Source organism: Microbacterium sp. NPDC056569 (assembly GCF_042793475.1).
Lineage (GTDB): Bacteria > Actinomycetota > Actinomycetes > Actinomycetales > Microbacteriaceae > Microbacterium.
The window spans coordinates 69,254-88,375 of record NZ_JBHTUV010000014.1; the positions used below are offsets into that span (position 1 = coordinate 69,254).

The 19,122-nt window shown below is 71.4% G+C and carries 18 protein-coding genes and 1 pseudogene; 15 read left to right on the forward strand and 4 right to left on the reverse strand.

What is annotated here, in order from left to right; genetic code table 11:
* A pseudogene (locus tag ACFQ7C_RS16275) lies at positions 1-2,020 on the reverse strand (prolyl oligopeptidase family serine peptidase); the annotation flags it as partial.
* Positions 2,021-2,295: 275 nt separating this feature from the next.
* On the opposite strand from ACFQ7C_RS16275, the gene ACFQ7C_RS16280 reads away from it, so the two are divergent.
* Together ACFQ7C_RS16280 and metE are read left to right on the forward strand one after the other, a co-directional pair.
* The gene (locus ACFQ7C_RS16280) at positions 2,296-3,258 is read left to right on the forward strand and encodes a methylenetetrahydrofolate reductase (protein WP_378903454.1); all 963 of its coding nucleotides are present in this window, start codon (positions 2,296-2,298) and stop codon (positions 3,256-3,258) included.
* Between the two features lie 94 nt (positions 3,259-3,352).
* Positions 3,353-5,689 carry a 5-methyltetrahydropteroyltriglutamate--homocysteine S-methyltransferase gene (gene metE, locus ACFQ7C_RS16285; protein WP_378903456.1) on the forward strand — a complete coding sequence of 779 codons (2,337 nt, stop codon included), beginning with the start codon at positions 3,353-3,355 and terminating at the stop codon, positions 5,687-5,689.
* Here the strand turns inward: metE and ACFQ7C_RS16290 are convergent.
* The gene (locus tag ACFQ7C_RS16290) at positions 5,679-7,205 is read right to left on the reverse strand and encodes a hypothetical protein (RefSeq protein WP_378903459.1); all 1,527 of its coding nucleotides are present in this window, start codon (positions 7,203-7,205) and stop codon (positions 5,679-5,681) included. The two genes, metE and ACFQ7C_RS16290, sit on opposite strands and share 11 nt — an antisense overlap.
* 115 nt (positions 7,206-7,320) lie before the next feature.
* Positions 7,321-8,001, reverse strand: coding sequence for a transcriptional repressor LexA (gene lexA / locus ACFQ7C_RS16295; RefSeq protein WP_378903462.1), 681 nt, complete (start codon positions 7,999-8,001; stop codon positions 7,321-7,323).
* 263 nt (positions 8,002-8,264) lie between these two features.
* Between lexA and ACFQ7C_RS16300 the strand changes: the two genes are divergently transcribed.
* From ACFQ7C_RS16300 to ACFQ7C_RS16330, 7 genes are all read left to right on the forward strand, one after another.
* Positions 8,265-8,681, forward strand: a complete 417-nt coding sequence (locus tag ACFQ7C_RS16300; RefSeq protein WP_378903465.1) for a LysM peptidoglycan-binding domain-containing protein — start codon at positions 8,265-8,267, stop codon at positions 8,679-8,681.
* A gap of 90 nt (positions 8,682-8,771) precedes the next feature.
* On the forward strand, positions 8,772-9,866 hold the full coding sequence (locus ACFQ7C_RS16305; protein WP_378903468.1) for a histidinol-phosphate transaminase: 1,095 nt from the start codon (positions 8,772-8,774) through the stop codon (positions 9,864-9,866).
* On the forward strand, positions 9,863-10,471 hold the full coding sequence (gene hisB / locus ACFQ7C_RS16310; protein WP_378903471.1) for an imidazoleglycerol-phosphate dehydratase HisB: 609 nt from the start codon (positions 9,863-9,865) through the stop codon (positions 10,469-10,471). Before ACFQ7C_RS16305 ends, hisB begins: the two co-directional genes overlap by 4 nt.
* Positions 10,468-11,139: an imidazole glycerol phosphate synthase subunit HisH gene (gene hisH, locus ACFQ7C_RS16315; RefSeq protein ID WP_378903474.1), complete on the forward strand. Its 672-nt coding sequence runs from the start codon at positions 10,468-10,470 to the stop codon at positions 11,137-11,139. Before hisB ends, hisH begins: the two co-directional genes overlap by 4 nt.
* Before the next feature lie 72 nt (positions 11,140-11,211).
* Positions 11,212-11,958: a bifunctional 1-(5-phosphoribosyl)-5-((5-phosphoribosylamino)methylideneamino)imidazole-4-carboxamide isomerase/phosphoribosylanthranilate isomerase PriA gene (gene priA, locus ACFQ7C_RS16320; RefSeq protein WP_378903477.1), complete on the forward strand. Its 747-nt coding sequence runs from the start codon at positions 11,212-11,214 to the stop codon at positions 11,956-11,958.
* On the forward strand, positions 11,942-12,736 hold the full coding sequence (locus tag ACFQ7C_RS16325; protein ID WP_378903479.1) for an SseB family protein: 795 nt from the start codon (positions 11,942-11,944) through the stop codon (positions 12,734-12,736). Before priA ends, ACFQ7C_RS16325 begins: the two co-directional genes overlap by 17 nt.
* Before the next feature lie 119 nt (positions 12,737-12,855).
* Positions 12,856-14,190: a pyridoxal phosphate-dependent decarboxylase family protein gene (locus ACFQ7C_RS16330; protein ID WP_378903481.1), complete on the forward strand. Its 1,335-nt coding sequence runs from the start codon at positions 12,856-12,858 to the stop codon at positions 14,188-14,190.
* 30 nt (positions 14,191-14,220) lie between these two features.
* Here ACFQ7C_RS16330 and ACFQ7C_RS16335 read toward each other — a convergent pair whose 3' ends face one another.
* Positions 14,221-14,637 (reverse strand): DUF1844 domain-containing protein, encoded by a 417-nt coding sequence (locus ACFQ7C_RS16335; RefSeq protein ID WP_378903483.1) that lies wholly within the window; start codon positions 14,635-14,637, stop codon positions 14,221-14,223.
* Positions 14,638-14,957: 320 nt separating this feature from the next.
* On the opposite strand from ACFQ7C_RS16335, the gene infC reads away from it, so the two are divergent.
* The 6 genes from infC to ACFQ7C_RS16365 all read left to right on the forward strand — a co-directional run bounded on the left by infC (position 14,958) and on the right by ACFQ7C_RS16365 (position 19,120).
* Positions 14,958-15,599 carry a translation initiation factor IF-3 gene (gene infC, locus ACFQ7C_RS16340; RefSeq protein WP_378903485.1) on the forward strand — a complete coding sequence of 214 codons (642 nt, stop codon included), beginning with the start codon at positions 14,958-14,960 and terminating at the stop codon, positions 15,597-15,599.
* A gap of 71 nt (positions 15,600-15,670) precedes the next feature.
* Complete coding sequence (gene rpmI / locus ACFQ7C_RS16345; protein WP_045297246.1) at positions 15,671-15,865, forward strand: 50S ribosomal protein L35; 195 nt, start codon at positions 15,671-15,673, stop codon at positions 15,863-15,865.
* 32 nt (positions 15,866-15,897) lie between these two features.
* Positions 15,898-16,281, forward strand: a complete 384-nt coding sequence (gene rplT, locus ACFQ7C_RS16350) for a 50S ribosomal protein L20 (protein ID WP_045297244.1) — start codon at positions 15,898-15,900, stop codon at positions 16,279-16,281.
* Between the two features lie 205 nt (positions 16,282-16,486).
* On the forward strand, positions 16,487-17,287 hold the full coding sequence (locus ACFQ7C_RS16355; RefSeq protein ID WP_378903489.1) for a TrmH family RNA methyltransferase: 801 nt from the start codon (positions 16,487-16,489) through the stop codon (positions 17,285-17,287).
* An 89-nt stretch (positions 17,288-17,376) separates the two neighbouring features.
* Positions 17,377-18,174, forward strand: coding sequence for an amino acid ABC transporter ATP-binding protein (locus tag ACFQ7C_RS16360; RefSeq protein WP_378903492.1), 798 nt, complete (start codon positions 17,377-17,379; stop codon positions 18,172-18,174).
* A 76-nt stretch (positions 18,175-18,250) separates the two neighbouring features.
* Entirely contained in the window at positions 18,251-19,120 is an 870-nt protein-coding gene (locus ACFQ7C_RS16365) for a glutamate ABC transporter substrate-binding protein (protein WP_378903495.1), read from the forward strand.
* Positions 19,121-19,122: the final 2 nt, after the last annotated feature.

The following is a 19,122-nucleotide window of genomic DNA, read 5'->3' on the forward strand; positions in this document are numbered from 1 at the left end:
CCCCCGCCCCCGCCCCCCCCCCCCCCGCCCGGCGCGCCGCGCCCCCCACAGTCTGGGCCCGGGGGCGCGGCCCCGCGCCCCGTTGGGCGCGCGCGCGCGGCGCCACGCCCGGCGTCTCGAAGCCGAACACCTGGCCGAGGAACGCGAGTTCGGCCTCCATGGTCCGAACCAGCGTCGATGCGCTGCGGAAGCCGTGCCCTTCGCCCTCGAACGCGAGATAGGCGTGCGGGACCCCGTTCGCGGCGAGGGCGTCCCGCACGGCCTCGGACTGCGACGGCGGCACGACGAGGTCGTCGAGGCCCTGCTCGATGAGCAAGGGCGTCCGGAGGCGATCGAGGTGCGACAGCGGCGACCGCTCGACGTACAGCGCCTCGGCTTCGGGAAGCGGCCCCACCATGCTGTCGAGGTAGCGGGCCTCGAAGTCGTGCGTGTCGTCGGCGAGCGTGCGGAGGTCGGCCACGCCGTAGCGGCTGATGCCTGCGCCGAACGCGTCGGAGTTCGTCAGTGCGCACAGCACCGTCCACCCGCCGGCCGACCCGCCGGCGATCGCAAGCCGGCGCTCGTCAGCCGTGCCCGCCTCCGCGAGGCCTCGCGCCGCGGCCACCACGTCGTCGACGTCGACGACGCCCCACTGCCCGAGCAGGCGCTCGCGGTACGCGCGGCCGTAGCCGCTCGACCCGCCGTAGTTGACGTCGAGCACGCCGATGCCGCGGCTGGTGAGATAGGCGATCTTCCCGGATGCTGCGCCCCCGACGTGATCGGTCGGTCCGCCGTGCACGAATACGACGTAGGGCGGCCGTTCGTCCTCGGGACCCACGACTCCAGGGTTCGTCGGCGGGTAGTCGAAGGCGTGCACCCGCCCGTGGGGCCCGGGCACGGTGACGGCGCGGGATCGCGGCATCCACTCGGCTCCCCACGGCGAAGCGCCGCCGACGATGAGCCGCGTCGCCGCGGGCTCGTCGACGTGGACCTCCCACAGTCCGGCGCCGCCGGAGCCGGCGCCCGAGAGCAGCACGCGTGCGCCGCGGGCGTCCTCGATCGAGAGGCGCGTGACGGCGTCGACGGGCAGTGCGCGGCTTCCGCCGGCGGTGTCGACGACCGCGAGCTCCTCCGCGCCGTTCGTGCGCACCGCGACGACACGGCCGTCGTCGAGCAGCGTGAACCACCGCGTGCCGAGCACCCACAGCGGACCGCCTGTATCGGCATCCACCGGCGCGACAATCTCGTGGCGGAGATCCGCCGTGAGCCGCAGGCGCCACAGGTTCCACCGGCCGCTGGGGTCGTCGGCGTACAGCAGGTCGTCCTCGCCGACCCACTGGGGCTGCAGGGGCGAGGACTGGCCGCCGGCGACCGTGGTCCATTCCGCGCCGTCTCCGCCCTCGAGCCGTCCGACGCGGAGCTCTGCGCGGTCCCACGCCATGTGGGGGTGGTCCCAGGCGATCCAGGCGAGTCGGGTCCCGTCGGGCGACAGCGCGGGGTGGGCGACGAAGTCGCTGCCACTCGCGAGAGACGCCGGACGCGCAGCATCCGGTCGCCTGCCGTTCAGGGCGACCTCCACGATGTCGCGTGCGGGTACGGCGCCGCCGCGGGTGTGGTCCTCGCGCACTGCGAGCAGCCTGCCGTGCTGCAGCGTGAGGCCGCCGAAGCGGACATCGCCGGCGTCGGGGGTGAGCGCGCGCGGCTCGCCGCCGGGCTCGAGTCGCCAGATGCGCTGGTCGGACTTCTCGACGAAGTACAGCACACCGTCGTCGTCGGCGGTCCAGGAGCCTCCGCCGTACTCGTGCACGCGCGATCGCGCGCTCCACGGTGCGGGCAGCACATCGACGACGGCCCCGGATGCCGCCCTCCGGCGCACCGCAGAACGGCCGCCTTCCTCGGGCACCGACTCTCCCCACCACACTTCCGGCTCATCCGCACCGACGAAGCGCGCACCCTCCAGACGCGGTGAGGCCGCCGAGACCTCCGCGGCGGAGATGGGAGAGGGCCAGCTGCCGTAGGGGAGAACGTCAGGTGTCGTCACGCACACCACGCTACGACGAAGCCGGCCGGCGCTGCGATCGAAACAGAACGTCACAGGCGGCACGGCGACCGCGACCTCCGCTACCGTGGACCCATCGTCGCCCGGTCGTCCACACGGACGCCCCGAACCTCGGGGCCCGGGCAGGAGCGACAGCCGAGCCCGGCACCCGCCCGCGAATGACACCCCTTCCGCCGTCCCGGTGGGTGGAGGTGCCGCGGCCGATCGGGCCTTCCCGTACGGCTCAGCCCTGTCCGCCGATCCCTGAGAAGCAGGCCATGTCGATCGACCTGAGCACTCCTCCCGTGCCGATCTCCTTCGAGGTGTATCCGCCGCGCTCCGACGCGGGCTTCGCCGCTCTCCACGAGACGATCCGTCACCTGGCTTCGGTCGATCCCCGCTTCATCTCCGTGACCTACGGCGCCGGCGGCTCCACCGGCGGTCGCTCGCTCGAGCTGCTGACCCACATCCTCCGCGAGACCCACGTCGAGCCTCTCGCGCATCTCACGTGCGTCGGGAACACCTACGCCGGTGCGAACACGCTGATTCGCGAATTCCTGGATGCCGGGATCACGAGCTTCCTCGCGCTCCGGGGCGATCCGCCGGCAGGCGTATCGGAGAACGACGTCTTCCTCGGCGATCTCGACAGCGCGGCGCAGCTCGTGCAGCTCATCGACTGCGTGCAGGCGGAGCGGGAGCCCTACAGCGAGGCGCCCATCCCCGGTGTGCCGGGTGCGGTGCGCCTCGCGGAGCGCCCCCGCGTCGACATCGCCGTGGCGGCGTTCCCCAACGGGCACCCGCGCTCGCGGCATCCGTTCGAGGACATCGACGCGCTGCTCGCGAAACAGGCCGCGGGCGCGACGCTCGCGATCACGCAGCTCTTCTTCCACGCCGACGACTACCTCGCCTTCGTGCAGCGGTCGCGGGAGGCCGGCGTCACCATCCCCATCCTCCCCGGCATCATGCCGATCACCTCGCCTACTCGACTGCTGCGCGTGCTCGAACTGACGGGAGAGCAGCGGCCGGCAGATCTCGCCATCGCGCTCGAGCTCGAGCCCACCGCCGCAGGGCAGCGCGAGGTGGGAGTGGCACACGCCGCACGCCTCGCGCGCGAGGTCGTGGACGGCGGCGCCCCCGGCGTCCACCTGTACGCGTTCAACAACCACGACACGGTCCTCGACGTGCTGCGTGACGCCGGGGTGCTCGCCTCGGCGACGCGAATGCCCGACGCCGTCCGCTGACACGGACGCCGCGAACCGTCGGATGCCCGACGGGTCTCTTCGGCGACCCCGAAAACCCCCACCCCGAGAAGAACGAAGCGAAAGAGAGAGCACGATGACCGAACCCCGCGCCACCTTCCCGCACGGCACGATCCTGGGCTATCCCCGCATCGGGCGCCGCCGCGAGCTCAAGCGTGCGGTCGAGGCGTACTGGTCGGGTACGACCGACGCCGAGACCCTCGAGCAGAGCGCCGCAGGGCTGCGCCGCGCGACGCGCGAGCGCCTCGCCGAGCTCGGCCTCGGCCGCGACGACTCGTCGATCCCGGAGTCGTTCTCGTTCTACGACCAGGTGCACGACGCGGCCGTCACCGTCGGGGCGCTGCCCGAGCGGTTCGCGCCGCTGCGCGCCGCCGACGGCGGCATCGGCCTGGACGCGTACTTCACGGCCGCGCGGGGCGCGGGCGAGGACGCCCCTCTGGAGATGACCAAGTGGTTCGACACCAACTACCACTACCTCGTCCCCGAGATCGGCCCCGAGACGGTCTTCGCCCTCTCGAGCGACCGGTTCGCGCGTCAGGTGGCCGAGGCGAAGGTCGACGGCTTCACCGTGCGCCCGGTGGTCGTCGGCCCGGTGACGCTGCTCGCTCTCGCGAAGGCGACGGATGCCGCGCCCGGGAGCTTCGACCCGCTTCAGCGCCTCGACGACCTGCTGCCGGTGTACGCCGAGCTTTTGACTGAACTGCGTGCCGCGGGCGCCGAATGGGTACAGCTCGACGAGCCCGCGCTCGTGAGCGAGAGCCTGCCGGCGGATCCGGCGGTGCTGGCGGATGCCGCGGCCCGCGCGTACGCCGCGTTGGGGGTTCGCGGGGACCGGCCTGCGATCCTCGTCGCCGCCGGCTACGCGCAGCTGTCGCCCGAGGCCTGGGCGGCGCTCGCGGCCGCTCCGATCGAGGCCGTCGCCATCGACCTCGCTCGGGGTGCGGTGCCCCAAGCCGTGCCGGGCCTGGCTCGCAAGACCCTCGTGGGCGGCGTCGTCGACGGACGGAACGTGTGGCGCGGCGACCTCGACGCCGCGTGGAAGCGGCTGCAGGAGCTGAGCGTCCTCGGCGCGTCCGAGATCAGTGCGGGCACCTCGACCTCGCTCCAGCACGTGCCGCACGACGTCGCGGACGAATCCGCGCTCGACCCGCGGCTCGCGTCGTGGCTTGCATTCGCCGACCAGAAGGTCGCGCAGGTGGTCGCACTCGCGACGGGGCTGGTCGACGGGCGTCCGGCCATCGCGGAGCCCCTGGCTGCAGCATCCGCCGCCCTCGTGGATCGGCAGAGCGCACCCGGCGTGCGCGACGGCGCGGTGCGCGAGCGGACCGTGGCGTTGAGCGCCGACGACTGGGAGCGCGGGGACTATGAGGTCCGAGTCGCCGCGCAGGACGCTGAGCTCGCGCTGCCCGTGCTGCCGACCACCACGATCGGGTCGTTCCCGCAGACCGGCGACATCCGCCGCGCGCGGGCGCGCCACGGTCGCGGCGAGCTGAGCGCCGACGAGTACGAGCGGTTCCTGCGCGATGAGATCGCGCGCGTGGTGACGCTCCAGGAGGACATAGGCCTCGACGTCCTCGTGCACGGCGAGGCCGAGCGCAACGACATGGTGCAGTACTTCGCCGAGAACCTCGACGGCTTCGCCGTCACCGAGAACGGCTGGGTGCAGTCGTACGGCTCGCGTGCCACCCGTCCGTCGATCCTCTGGGGCGACGTGGCGCGGCCCGCGCCGATCACGGTGGCATGGTCGACGTTCGCGCAGTCGCTCACCGACAAGCCCATGAAGGGCATGCTCACGGGTCCCGTGACGATCCTGGCGTGGTCTTTCGTGCGCGACGACCAGCCGCTCGGAGACACTGCGAACCAGGTCGCGCTGGCCCTGCGCGACGAGATCGCCGACCTCGAGCGCGCGGGCATCCGCGTCATCCAGGTCGACGAGCCGGCGCTGCGGGAGCTGCTCCCGCTGAAGGCGGCGGACCAGGCCGCGTACCTCGAGTGGTCGGTCGGCTCGTTCCGCCTCGCGACCGCGGGCGCGGCACCGGCGACGCAGGTGCACACGCACCTCTGCTACTCGGAGTTCGACGTGGTGATCGACGCCATCGCGGCGCTCGACGCCGACGTGACGTCGATCGAGGCGGCACGCAGCCGCGGCGAGGTGATCGGCGACATCGCGACGTCGGGCTTCGCCACCGGCATCGGGCCGGGGGTCTACGACATCCACTCGCCGCGGGTGCCGTCGGTCGAGGAGATCACCGACCTCCTCGACCGCACGGTCGCCGAGCTTCCGCTCCGCCGCGTCTGGGTCAACCCGGACTGCGGGCTCAAGACGCGCGGATACGACGAGACCGTCGCCTCACTCACGAACCTCGTCGAGGCGACCGGACTCGTGCGCGAGCGCGTGGCGGTCACCCTCTAGAGCGGGGCTTCTTCGCGGATGCCTCGGCCGGCGCGGTGACGTCGGCCGAGGCATCCACGGTCTCGGGGATGACCTCGGTGTCGTTCTCGTCGACGACGACCGTGTCGGCCTCGATCACGAGCGTGTCGGCGTTTCCGTCGGGGTCGGCGTCCTCAGGGACGTCGACGGCGGCCTGTGGGGCGACGGCCTCGTCGGGCCGCACCTGCAGGAGCTCGAGGATCCAGGTCAGGACCAGGGCGACCACGAGCACGAGGAAGACGTCGCCGGCCGAGAGCGGACGCAGGGCGAAGAGCCAGACGACCGCGAGCACGACGATGAGCGTGCGCACCAGCGTGCGGTAGCGGTACAGCCAGGTGCCGAAGCGTCCGGTGCGGAAGCCGTGGCTCGACAGCTGTCGGCGCGCCGAGGAGTTGAGGCTGCCGATCGCCTGCCGGGACCGCGCCGCCGGTGACCAGCGGCCGGCGAACCAGCCCAGGATCGCGATGACGACTCCGAGCAGCACGGCGATGGCGGCGGTCTGCTGCATCGCGCCGACGAGGCTCTGGTAGACCACGTCGAGGGCGGTGGCCGACAGCCCGAGCTGGACGGCGGTCTGCCCGACGACCGGGTAGCCGACGGCGAACGCCAGCGCCAGCGCGCCGCCGCCGAGTGCGAAGCCGATGCCCGAGCCGAGCACCGCGGTGCTGCGGCGGCGTGCGATCAGGATGCCGAGCACGTACAGGCCGATCGTGATGATCGGCAGCCACCAGCCGAGTGCGGTGGCGAGGGCGTACGTGGTCCGGATCGTGACGAGGGTGTCGCCGGTGCCGATGATGATGACCCTGTCGACGGCCGGAATCAGCTGGGCGATGCCGACGCCGCGGTCGATAAGGTTCTCCTTGACACGTTCGACGATCGCGCCGAGCTGGATGCCGAGACCGTCATCGCTCATGACGACGATGCCGCCGCCGTCCGACGTCGCCGCGGCGGTGAGCGCGCGGTGCGCGGCGCGCGTCGTGGCCGTCCAGGTATCGGCGAAGGCGTCCGATTCGACGACGCGCGTGACGGTCTGCCCCAGCAGGTTCTGGAGCCCCTCGGCAGCCGGCGCCTGCAGCAGCTGGAGGGCCTGCGAGGCGCGGGGCGGGAGTCCGAGCTGGTCGATCCCCTCGAAGACGTCGGCCGTGAGCTGTTCGAAGTCCACCTGCGCCTGCACGGCCTCGACGGTCTCGTCGATGATCATCTGCTGCACCGCGGGGTCGTCCGCGAGCGGCGCGAGCGTCTGCACGAACGCGGACTCGTCGACCAGCTCGAGTCGCGCCCAGGCGGTGACGATCGAGATCGGCACGAGGATCGACGCGATCACGATGCACAGTGCGGAGAAGAACGCCCGCCACCCGCTGCCGGCCGGACGATTCGCCGCCCTCCCGGTAGCCGGTGGGGGAGCGGCGCCCGCTCGGAGGAGGGCGTTCTCGGCCTCGAGCGCGTCCAGGCGGGCCTGGAGGTCGGGAACGTCTGGCGAGGGCGTCACGGCGGTCATTCCCCCCTTATAGCGCCTGCCCGTGACCCACCGCCACCCTCCTCGCCGGGCGGTGTCGAACTCCGGCTGAACGGCAGCAGGTGAAGCCTGGGCTGCGCGCACCGTGCCGGTGGCCTCAGACGGCGCGAAGGACCGCCACGACCTTGCCGAGCACGGTGGCGTCGTCGCCGAGGATCGGCTCGAACGCGGAGTTGCGGGGGAGCAGCCACGTGTGGCCGTCGCGCTGGCGGAACGTCTTGACGGTCGCCTCCCCGTCGAGCATCGCCGCGACGATCTCGCCGTTGTCGGCGGTCGCCTGCGACCGCACGACCACCCAGTCGCCGTCGCAGATCGCGGCGTCGATCATCGAATCGCCCGAGACCTTCAGCATGAACAGCTCGCCCTTGCCGACGAGCTGACGGGGGAGCGGGAAGATCTCCTCCACCTGCTGCTCGGCCGTGATCGGCACGCCCGCGGCGATGCGGCCGACCAGGGGGACGAGTGCGGCGTCGCCGACCGAGGGCGCGGTGTCGGCGGGGCTCTCGGTGGCGGTGCCCGGCAGATCGATGAGCACCTCCATCGCGCGGGTCTTGCCCGCGTCGCGACGCAGGTAGCCGCTCAGCTCGAGCTGGTTGAGCTGGTGCGTGACGCTCGAGAGGGACTTGAGGCCGACCGCGTCGCCGATCTCGCGCATGCTGGGCGGGTAGCCGTGGCGCGCGATGGAGCGCTGGATCACTTCGAGGATCGCGAGCTGCTTGTCGCTCAGGCTCTTGCGCCGGCGGGTCTGGGGCTTGTCTCGCCCGGCCGCGTCGCTCATCTTCCGGCTCCGTCCTGCGCTCGGCCGCCGAGCGCTGTTTCTTCGAATGTCGGAGGCCCGTGGTGGGGTTCTCGTATCGAAACCGTATCCGGATCCCGCGCGGGAGGCAGGCAACCTCTCCGCGTGTCGCGTTCGAGAGATCGACGTGGGAATCCGGTATTGACATCGTACAGACTCGAAGATAGCTTCGGAAGAGAGGTTCGCATTCTCCACTCCCGGCCGAGTGGAGAATGCGAATCTCTCCCCATCAGGAGGAGACGAGCATGACCGCGATCGACTTCACGACGTCCGTCCCATCGCCGGCCCGCGCCGCCGGTGCCGCCGCCCACCGCGCCTCGCGCGCGGTGGCGGGGCGATCCACGCGTCTCCGCCTGACGGTTCGTGGCCGACGCGTGCTGGCAGCGCTCGCAGCCCTTCCCGCGGTGATCGCGCTCACCGTCGCGGTGATGGGGGGCGGCGCAGCCCTCGCCTCCCGCGATGCCGGCGCTCCTGTCGGCTCGTTCCGCACCGTGACCGTCGCCGCCGGCGAATCGCTGTGGGCGATCGCCGAAGAGGTCGCGCCCGCTCACGACCCGCGCGACGTCGTCGACGCGATCGTCCGTCTCAACGCGCTCGACACGGTCCTCGTACAGGCGGGTCAGCGTCTCGCCATCCCGGCGGCCTACGACGACGGGCGCTGATCCCCGGCCGCTCACACCCCAGGCCCGCCGGTCGCGCCGCCGCGTCGCGGGATGTCACGCGGCGGGGTCCTCCCTCTGCGCGGGCCTACCATGGGAGGGGTGAGTGCACGTCTCGAAGACCTCCCCCTACGCGCCGATCTCCGCGGGCAGAAGCCCTATGGCGCGCCGCAGGCGCCGCTTCCGGTGGCCCTGAACGTCAACGAGAACACGCATCCGGTTCCGGCCGAGGTCGCCGATGACATCCTCGACTCGATCGCGCTCGCGCTGCGCGACGTCAACCGCTACCCCGACCGCGAGTTCACCGGGCTGCGCGAGGGCTTCGCCGACTACCTGGGCCACGGCCTCACCCGTGACCAGATCTGGGCGGCGAACGGCTCGAACGAGGTGCTCCAGCACATCCTGCAGGCGTTCGCGGGTCCAGGGCGCACCGCCTTCGGCTTCACGCCCACGTACTCCATGTACCCCCTGCTGACTCGCGGCACGGGCGCGGAGTGGATCTCGGGCACCCGATCCGATGACTACACGATCGACGCGGAGGACGCAGCATCCCAGATCTCGGATGCCTCGCCCGACGTGACGTTCCTCTGCTCGCCGAACAACCCGACCGGCACGCCGCTGGGCCTCGATGTGGTCGAGGCGGTGTACGAGGCCACCGACGGCGTCGTCATCGTCGACGAGGCGTACTTCGAGTTCGCCCCACACGACGAGCGTTCGGCGCTCACGCTGCTGCCCGGCCGCGAGCGCCTCGTCGTCTCGCGCACGATGAGCAAGGCGTTCGCGTTCGCCGGTGCGCGCGTCGGCTACCTGGCGGCGGATCCCGTCCTCGTGGACGCGCTGCGGCTGGTGCGCCTGCCGTACCACCTGAGCGCGCTGACCCAGGCTGCGGCGTCGGCGGCGCTGCGGCACGCTCCGATCATGCTGAGCATGGTGGACGAGATCGTCGCCCAGCGGGACCGCATCTCGGCCACGGTCGAGGCGCTCGGCTACACCGCCCACGAGTCGTGGACGAACTTCGTGCTGTTCGGCGGCGTCGCGGACCCGGCGGCGACCTGGCAGGCGCTCTACGACGAGGGCGTGCTCATCCGTGACGTCGGCATACCGTCGCACCTGCGGGTCACGGCGGGCACGGCGGACGAGACCACCGCGTTCCTCGACGCCCTCGCCTCGGTAGGATCGGCGGCATGAGCGCCGCACCACGCACCGCCTCGCTGCGCCGGTCCACGAGCGAGTCGACGGTCGAGCTCGAGCTCGACCTCGACGGCACCGGCCGCAGCCGCATCGACACCACGGTGCCGTTCTTCGACCACCTGCTGACCGCGTTCGCGAAGCACTCGCTCACGGACCTCACGGTCCGCGCGTCGGGCGACACCGACATCGACGCCCACCACACGGTGGAAGACATCTCGATCGTGCTCGGCCAGGCGATCCGCGAGGCGCTCGGCGACAAGTCGGGTATCTCCCGCTACGGGGACGCGCTCGTTCCGCTCGACGAGGCGCTCGCTCAGGCCGTGGTCGACATCAGCGGCCGCCCCTATCTGGTGCACACGGGCGAGCCCGCCGGGTTCGAGCACCACCTCATCGGCGGTCACTTCACGGGCTCGCTGGTGCGTCACACCTTCGAGGCGATCGCGTTCAACGCGGCGCTGACGGTCCACGTGCGCGTGCTCTCGGGCCGCGACCCGCACCACATCGCCGAGGCGGAGTACAAGGCGTTCGCTCGCGCGTTCCGGCAGGCGAAGGCGCTCGACCCGCTCGTCGAGGGCATCCCGAGCACGAAGGGCGCCCTGTGACCGCCAGCCCTCGCTCCGCGCAGGAGAAGCCGCTCGTCGCCGTCCTCGACTACGGGTCGGGCAACGTGCACTCGGCGGTCAAGGCGCTGATCGCGGCGGGTGCCGATGCGCGGCTGACCTCCGATCGCGGTCTCATCATGGACGCCGACGGATTGTTCGTGCCCGGCGTCGGCGCGTTCCGCGCAGTGGCCGAGGCGCTGCGCGCCAGCCGTGGCGACGAGCTCATCGAGCGCCGCCTCGCCGGCGGGCGTCCCGTGCTGGGCGTGTGCGTCGGCATGCAGATCTTCTTCGAGCGCGGCGTCGAGCGCGGCGTCGACACCGAGGGCATGGGCGAGTGGCCCGGCGTCGTCACCGAGCTCGACGCCCCCGTCCTGCCCCACATGGGCTGGAACACCGTCGAGCCCGGCGCGGGAACTCGCCTGTTCCGCGGCATCGAGAACGAGCGCTTCTACTTCGTCCACTCGTTCGGCGCGCAGAAGTGGCTGCTCGACGTGCAGCCTCCCTTCCCCGAGCCCGTCCTGACGTGGTGCGAGTACGGCACGCCGTTCCTCGCCGCGGTCGAGAACGGGCCGCTGTCGGCCACGCAGTTCCACCCGGAGAAGTCGGGGGATGCCGGCATCCGTCTCCTCACGAATTGGATCGACGGCCTCGGCGGGGCTACCCTCTGAGACCGTGCCGTCTGCGGGAGCGCGTGCTTCCGTGATCCGCCCCACAGCTTCCCCACGTCTGAGTCAGGATCCATGAACGATTTCGCGTCCACACCCAAGCTCGTCCTCCTGCCCGCCGTCGATGTGGCAGACGGCAAGGCCGTCCGCCTGACGCAGGGCGAGGCCGGCACCGAGACGAGCTACGGCGACCCCGTCGACGCGGCCCTCGACTTCGCGCGTCAGGGTGCCGAGTGGATCCACCTCGTCGACCTCGATGCGGCCTTCGGCCGCGGCAGCAACGCCGGTGTGCTGCGCAAGGTCATCAAGCAGGTCCGCGGCGTGCAGGTCGAGCTCTCGGGCGGCATCCGCGACGACCGCACGCTCGAGGCCGCGCTCGAGAGCGGCGCGGCGCGCATCAACCTCGGCACGGCCGCGCTGGAGAACCCCGAGTGGGCCGCCGACGTCATCGGCCGCTACGGCGACGCGATCGCCGTCGGCCTCGACGTGCGTGGCACGACGCTCGCCGCCCGGGGCTGGACGCGCGAGGGCGGCGACCTCTGGACGGTCCTCGATCGCCTCGAGTCGGCCGGCTGCAGCCGCTACGTCGTCACCGACGTCACCAAGGACGGCACCCTCCAGGGCCCGAACCTCGATCTCCTGCGCGAGCTCACCACCCGCACCCCTAAGCCGATCGTCGCCTCGGGCGGCGTGTCGAGCCTCGACGACATCGCGGCGCTGCGCGACCTCGTCCCGCTCGGCGTCGAGGGCGCGATCGTGGGCAAGGCGCTGTACGCCGGCGCGTTCACGCTCGCCGAGGCGCTGGATGTCGCCGGACACTGACCCGCACGCCGCTCATCACGGCCACGGGCACGGCGGCGACTCCGCCGGTGTGCCGTGGGAGGGGCGCAGCTTCCAGGCGAATCCGCACGCCTCCGACGACGGCTCCGCCGACCCGGCGCTGCTCGCCGCGCTCACCGCTTTCCGTGCGGGCACCGGCGGCCAGCGCGAGGTCGTCGACGCCTACCGTTCGGCGCGCCTGCTGATCCCGCTGGTCGCCGAGAAGGGCGACCACGGCATCGGGCCGCACGGCCTCGAGGTCGACAAGACGCAGGAGCTCTCCATCGTCACGGTGGCCGCCCCCGACGGCCGTCGCGTGCTGCCGGTGTTCACGTCGGTCGACACGATGAGGCGATGGGATGCTGCGGCCCGGCCGGTCCCGGCCGACGGCGTCCGCACCGCCCTGTCCGCGACGGCCGACGACACCGACCTCATCGTGGTCGACCCGGGCTCGGAGACCGAGTTCGTCATCCGTCGCCCCGCCGTGTGGGCGATCGGACAGGGGCAGCCGTGGGAGCCGAGCTTCCTCTCACCCGACGTGTACGCGGGCCTGCAGGCGAGCATCGGCGGCGAGCTGTCGGTCATCGACCTCGCGGTGGAGTCCGGCGACCCCGACGCGCGCCTGCGCGGCCCGGAGCTCGTGGTGCGCCTGCAGCTCATGGACGGCCTCGAGAAGGCCGAGCTCGACGCCGTGCTCGCACGCCTCGCGAAGCGCTGGGCCGCCGACGACCGCGTCGCCGTGCTCGTCGACTCCCTCACGGTCAAGCTCGTCCGCGCCTGACCCTCGAGCCTTGCGGCTCCCCGCCGGCGGGTGGATGATCGGCACCGCGGAGGTGTCCGATGGAGCACGGTGCGAGGAGTGACTACGGGCGGGCGCTCCATGCGGCGCACCGCCATGCGATGGCGTGGCTCGACTCACTCGACCAGCGCCCGATCCGCCCCGAGCTCGATGCCGACGCGATCCTCGACCGGTTCCCGGCCGACCTGCCCGACGAGGCCGGCGACGCGACCGCCGTCGTGGAAGAGCTCGTCGCCGCGGCGGGGCCGGGTCTCATGGCGATGGGGTCCTCGCGCTTCTACGGGCTCGTGACCGGTGGCACCTATCCCGCCGCACTCGCGGCCGACTGGCTGGTGTCGGCGTGGGACCAGAACACGGGGCCGCGCCAGGTCGCTGGGGCGACGGCGGCCGTGGAGGAGACCGCCGCGCGGTGGCTCCTCGACGTCCTCGGTCTCCCGCCCGACAGCGGAGTGGGCTTCTCGACGGGCGCGACGAACGCGAATCTGGCATGCCTCATCGCCGCCCGCGACGCCGTCATCCGCGAACGCGGGGGCGACCCGGCTCTCGGACTGCACGACGCACCGCCCGTCCGCTTCCTCGCGGGCGACGCCGTGCACACGTCGGTCGTGCTGGCAGGACGGATGTCGGGACTGGGCGCTCCGCGGACGGTCGGGGCGGACGCGCAGGGCCGAATAGACGTCGATGGCCTCGCCTCGGCGCTGCACGAGCACGGCGACGCTCCTGCGATCGTCGCCCTGCAGGCGGGCGAGGTGCACTCGGGCGCGTTCGACGACTTCGTCGCGGCGGTGGAGGTGGCGCATCTGGCGGGCGCCTGGGTGCACGTCGACGGCGCGTTCGGCCTGTGGGCCGCTGCCAGCCCGCGGTCGCGGCACCTCGTGGAGGGGCTCGCGGTCGCGGACTCGTGGGCGACCGACGCGCACAAGACGCTCAACGTCCCCTATGACTGCGGCGTCGCGATCGTCCGCGACGAGGCGGCGATGACGGCGGCGCTGGGAGCCCGCGCGGCGTACCTCCCCGCGATGCCGGGCGTCGCCGATCCCTACGACCACGTCACGGAGATGTCGCGCCGCGCACGCGGGGTGCCGGTGTGGGCGGCGCTGCGCTCCCTCGGACGACAGGGCGTCGCCGGGCTGGTCGACGGACTGACGGATGCTGCCACCGCCCTCGCCGCCGGATTCGAGGCGATCGCGGGGCTCGAGGTGCTGAACGACGTCGTTTTCACCCAGGTCTGCCTCGCGGCGCGCGACGACGCGGCGACGGCAGCGCTGGGGGAGTGGCTGCGCGCGGAGGGGACGGTGTGGGCCTCGTCCTCGACGTGGCACGGGCGCACGGTGGTGCGCTTCTCGGTGAGCAATCGTGGCACCGACGCCGAGGCCGTCCGTCGCACGGTCGACGCGGTGGCGCGCGGCGCCGCCGAGCTCGGCCTCGACGCGTGAGCCCGCGCGTGGGCTGCGGGCCTCAGCGGGTCAGGTGACCGGGCCGGTCCACTTCTCGCCCGGACCCTTGCCGATCGGGTCGGGGATGACGGAGGCCTCGCGGAACGCGAGCTGCACCGAGCGCAGCCCGTCGCGGAGGGAGCGGGCGTGCATGTCGCTGATCTCGGGAGCTCCGGCGGTGATGAGTCCTGCCAGGGCGTTGATGAGCTTTCGGGCCTCGTCGAGGTCCGTCTGCGTCGCGGGGTCGTCGGCCAGTCCGACCTTGACGGCGGCGGCGCTCATCAGATGGACGGCGGCCGTGGTGATGACCTCGACGGCCGGCACATCGGCGATGTCGCGCGAGGCGGAGGCGGCCGCCCGCTCCTGTTCCTCCCAGCGCGCCTGACGCTCAGCATCCACTGCCGTCGTGCTCGTCGGATCGCCGTCCTGGTCTCGAATCGTGTCCACGCCGTTCTCTCTGATAGACTGCTGCGGTCTCCGGTGCGTTCTGCACCGGATCGGAAAGTGGATCACATCCCACCCGCGCTTGCCGTTCCAGGCTACCGGGTCATGCACTCCGCCCCGACCGTTCCGCGGCCGGGGTAGCCGTCGGGGCGACCGGACGGGAACTCCATCACCGGAGAGGGTGCAGGAAGTCGGCGCTCGAAGCGTCTGACGGGTGGAGTGGATCTTCCTCCGCCCGCGATACGACAGCGTGTCGCGGTGGTCCAGCCCATATACCCAAGGAGTTCCGCATCAGCGATCCCCGCACCAACGACCGCATCCGCGTGCCCGAGGTCCGCCTCGTCGGCCCGAACGGAGAGCAGGTCGGCGTCGTCCGCATCGAGGTGGCGCTGCGCCTGGCCCAGGAGGCCGACCTCGATCTCGTCGAGGTGGCCCCGAACTCGAAGCCGCCCGTGGTCAAGATCATGGACTACGGCAAGTTCAAGTACGAGGCTGCGCAGAAGGCCAAGGAAGCGCGTCGCAATCAGGCGAACACCGTCCTCAAGGAGGTCCGGTTCCGTCTGAAGATCGAGGCCCACGACTACATCACCAAGCTCAAGCGCGCCGAGGGCTTCCTCCAGTCCGGCGACAAGGTCAAGGCGATGATCCTGTTCCGCGGTCGCGAGCAGTCGCGTCCCGAGCAGGGCGTGCGTCTGCTCCGCAAGTTCGCGGAGGACGTCGCCGAGTTCGGCACGGTCGAATCGAACCCCACGATCGACGGCCGCAACATGGTGATGGTGGTCGCGCCGCACAAGAACAAGTCCGAGGTGAAGACGGAGCAGAACGCTCAGCGCGCCGCGAACAAGGAAGCTGCCCGCTCCGCCCGCAGCGGCGGCGCGGCGCAGGCCGGTGCTGCGCCCGCAGCGGCCGAGGCCCCCGCGGCCGACGCCCCGGCCGCCGCCCCCGAGGCAGCCACGGCCGAGTAAGGCCCCACAGACTCCCGCACCGCGGGATACCGACTCCCGCCTGGGCGGGAAGTGAAACGAAGGAAGAAGAGATGCCGAAGCAGAAGACCCACTCGGGCGCCAAGAAGCGCTTCAAGGTCACCGGCAGCGGGAAGCTCATGAAGCAGCAGGCGAACCTCCGCCACAACTTCGAGGGCAAGCCCAGCCGCCGTACCCGCCGCCTGTCGCAGGAGCAGGTCCTCGCCCCGGGCGACGCCAAGGTCGCGAAGAAGCTCCTCGGCCGCTGACGCGCGCCGACGCAAGTTAGGAACATCAAGAAATGGCTAGAGTCAAGCGGGCCGTCAACGCCCACAAGAAGCGTCGCGTCATCCTCGAGCGCGCCTCGGGTTACCGTGGCCAGCGTTCGCGCCTGTACCGCAAGGCGAAGGAGCAGGTCACCCACTCGCTCGTCTACGCGTACCGCGACCGCCGCAAGCGCAAGGGCGACTTCCGCCGCCTGTGGATCCAGCGCATCAACGCCGCTGCCCGTCAGAACGGCATCACGTACAACCGCTTCATCCAGGGCCTCGGCCTCGCGGGCGTGCAGGTCGACCGCCGCATGCTCGCCGAGCTCGCGGTGAACGAGCCCAAGACGTTCGCGTCGCTCGTCCAGACCGCCAAGAAGGCGCTGCCCGAGAACGTCAACGCTCCGAAGAGCGCCTGACCAGCGGCATCCGTCGTCTCGACAGGGGCGTCCTCCTCACGGAGGGCGCCCCTTCCGCGTCTGCCCGCCAGATTTCGCGAAACTCCAGGTCGGCGCCGAGACAGCAGTCTCGCGTGGGAGTCTCGGCGCTCCGATGAAGTCTCGCGAAATCTGGCGGGAGAAACGCATGCCGGGATGGGGATGCCGCGACTCTAGACTGAGAGCCGTGCTCGAGAACCCTCGCTCTCCGCGTGTCCGCGCCGTCGCGAAGCTGACGAAGCGCAGCGCCCGCCAGGAGACCGGCCTGTTCCTGCTCGAGGGTCCGCAGGCCGCGCGCGAGGCGCTGGCGTACCGGCCCGACACCCTCGTCGAGATCTTCGCGACGCCTACCGCCCTCGAGAAGCACACCGATGTGCGCGATGCCGCGAAGGACGCCGGACTCGAAGTCGTCTACACGACGGAGGCGGTGCTCGACGCGATGGCCGACACCGTCACGCCGCAGGGGATCGTCGCGGTCGCCCGTCAGTCGCCGACATCGCTGCGCGACGTCTTCGCCGCCTCCCCTCGCCTCGTCGCGATCTGCGAGGAGGTGCGCGACCCCGGCAACCTCGGCACGATCATCCGTGCGGCCGACGCGGCCGGCGCGGACGCCGTCGTGCTCACCGGACGCACCGTCGACCCTTACAACCCCAAGGTGGTGCGCGCGACCACCGGTTCGCTCTTCCACGTGCCGGTCGCCGTCGGGGTCGATCTCGCGACGACCGTCGAGAAGGCGCACGCCGCGGGTGTGCGGGTGATCGCGGCCGATGTCGGGGGAGGGGATTTCCTCGCGTCGCGCGACGTGCTCGCCGAGCCCACGGCATGGCTCTTCGGCAACGAGGCGCGCGGTCTCGAGGAGGACGCGCTCGCGCTCGCCGACCTTTCGCTGCGGCTCCCGATCTACGGTGCGGCCGAGTCGCTGAACCTCGCGACCGCGGCGAGCGTCTGCCTGTACGAGACCGCGTTCGCCCAGCGCGCCGCCCGCTGACCGGCGCCCATTCCGGCCCTGTTACGGATCGGTAAAGGACGCCGCGCCCCACTGGCCTCGTGTCGCCGCGCACCCCTAGTGTGATGGACATGGCGACACCTGATGCACCGGCAGCGGCGCCGCGCACTTCGAACATCAACGTCCGTCGCGGCGAGCCGCTCGTGGTCGTCGACCACGTCGACAAGCACTTCGGCGATCTCCATGTCCTTCGCGACATCAACACCGTGGTCAACCGCGGCGAAGTGGTCGTCGTGATCGGTCCCTCGGGCTCGGGCAAGTCGACGCTGTGTCGCGCGATCAACCGGCTCGAGACGATCGACTCCGGCAGGATCACGATCGACGGCGTGCCCCTTCCCGAGGAGGGCAAGGCGCTGGCGACGCTGCGCGCGGACGTGGGCATGGTGTTCCAGTCCTTCAACCTCTTCGCACACAAGACCGTGCTCGAGAACGTCACTCTGGGCCCGATCCGGGTGCGAGGGATGAAGAAGAAGGCCGCAGACGAGAAGGCCATGCAGCTGCTCGACCGCGTCGGCGTGGCCAATCAGGCCAAGAAGATGCCGAACCAGCTCTCGGGCGGTCAGCAGCAGCGCGTCGCGATCGCCCGCTCGCTCGCGATGAACCCGAAGCTGATCCTCATGGACGAGCCCACGAGCGCGCTCGACCCCGAGATGATCAACGAGGTCCTCGATGTGATGGTCGGGCTGGCGCAGGAGGGCATGACGATGATCGTCGTCACCCACGAGATGGGGTTCGCGCGCAAGGCGGCCGACCGCGTGCTGTTCATGGCGGACGGCGCCATCGTCGAAGAGGCCACGCCCGACCAGTTCTTCACCAACCCGCAGAGCGACCGCGCGAAGGACTTCCTCTCCAAGATCCTCGAGCACTGAGAAACTCCCGCCGTCCCCACGGCCGGGATCCCAGAGGACCGTCACGAGCGGTCCCCGCACAGCAAAGGACGAAGACATGAAGCGAATGCGACTTCCGCTGATCGCGCTGGCCGCGGCCGGTGCGCTCGCGCTGTCGGCGTGCGCCTCCGGCGGAACGCCCGGTGGCGAGACGACGACGACGCCCGAGCCCGAGCCCACGTTCGAGGCAGGCACCACGATGGCCGAGCTGGCCGAGGCGGGCTCGATCACAATCGGCACGAAGTTCGACCAGCCGCTGTTCGGTCTGGTCAACCCGGACGGCACTCCCGAGGGCTTCGACGTCGAGATCGGCAAGATCATCGCGTCCGAGCTCGGCATCGCCGAAGAAGACATCGAGTGGGTCGAGACCGTCTCGGCCAACCGCGAGCCGTTCATCCAGAACGGCCAGGTCGACATCGTCATCGCCACCTACACGATCAACGACAAGCGCAAGGAAGTCGTCTCCTTCGCAGGCCCGTACTACATGGCCGGCCAGTCGATCCTCGTGCTCGCCGACAACGACGATATCGAGAGCGAAGACGACCTCGTCGGCCAGCCGGTCTGCTCGGTGACGGGCTCGACGCCGGCTGCCAAGCTCGCGGAGATCGGCGCCGAGCCGGTGCTGACCGACACGTACTCCAACTGCCTCGGACCCCTGCGGGACGGCACGGTGGTCGCCGTGTCCACCGACAACGTCATCCTCGCCGGCCTCGCTGCGCAGAACGAAGGCGAGTTCAAGGTCGTGGGCGAGCCGTTCACCGAGGAGCCCTACGGCATCGGTCTCGCGCTCGAAGACACCGACTTCCGCATGTGGATCAATGACGTGCTCGAAGAGTCGTACGAGGACGGCCGGTACGAAGAGGCCTGGAACGCGACGGCGGGCACCGTGCTCCCGTTCGTGGACCCGCCCGCGCCGGACCGCTACTGATC

Coding starts and splice junctions, on each gene's coding strand:
- ACFQ7C_RS16280 (WP_378903454.1), top strand. CDS start 2,296: ATGTCGATCGACCTGAGCACTCCTCCCGTGCCGATCTCCTTCGAGGTG.
- metE (WP_378903456.1), top strand. CDS start 3,353: ATGACCGAACCCCGCGCCACCTTCCCGCACGGCACGATCCTGGGCTAT.
- ACFQ7C_RS16290 (WP_378903459.1), bottom strand. CDS start 7,205: ATGACCGCCGTGACGCCCTCGCCAGACGTTCCCGACCTCCAGGCCCGC.
- lexA (WP_378903462.1), bottom strand. CDS start 8,001: ATGAGCGACGCGGCCGGGCGAGACAAGCCCCAGACCCGCCGGCGCAAG.
- ACFQ7C_RS16300 (WP_378903465.1), top strand. CDS start 8,265: ATGACCGCGATCGACTTCACGACGTCCGTCCCATCGCCGGCCCGCGCC.
- ACFQ7C_RS16305 (WP_378903468.1), top strand. CDS start 8,772: ATGGGAGGGGTGAGTGCACGTCTCGAAGACCTCCCCCTACGCGCCGAT.
- hisB (WP_378903471.1), top strand. CDS start 9,863: ATGAGCGCCGCACCACGCACCGCCTCGCTGCGCCGGTCCACGAGCGAG.
- priA (WP_378903477.1), top strand. CDS start 11,212: ATGAACGATTTCGCGTCCACACCCAAGCTCGTCCTCCTGCCCGCCGTC.
- ACFQ7C_RS16325 (WP_378903479.1), top strand. CDS start 11,942: ATGTCGCCGGACACTGACCCGCACGCCGCTCATCACGGCCACGGGCAC.
- ACFQ7C_RS16330 (WP_378903481.1), top strand. CDS start 12,856: ATGGCGTGGCTCGACTCACTCGACCAGCGCCCGATCCGCCCCGAGCTC.
- rpmI (WP_045297246.1), top strand. CDS start 15,671: ATGCCGAAGCAGAAGACCCACTCGGGCGCCAAGAAGCGCTTCAAGGTC.
- rplT (WP_045297244.1), top strand. CDS start 15,898: ATGGCTAGAGTCAAGCGGGCCGTCAACGCCCACAAGAAGCGTCGCGTC.
- ACFQ7C_RS16360 (WP_378903492.1), top strand. CDS start 17,377: ATGGCGACACCTGATGCACCGGCAGCGGCGCCGCGCACTTCGAACATC.
- ACFQ7C_RS16365 (WP_378903495.1), top strand. CDS start 18,251: ATGAAGCGAATGCGACTTCCGCTGATCGCGCTGGCCGCGGCCGGTGCG.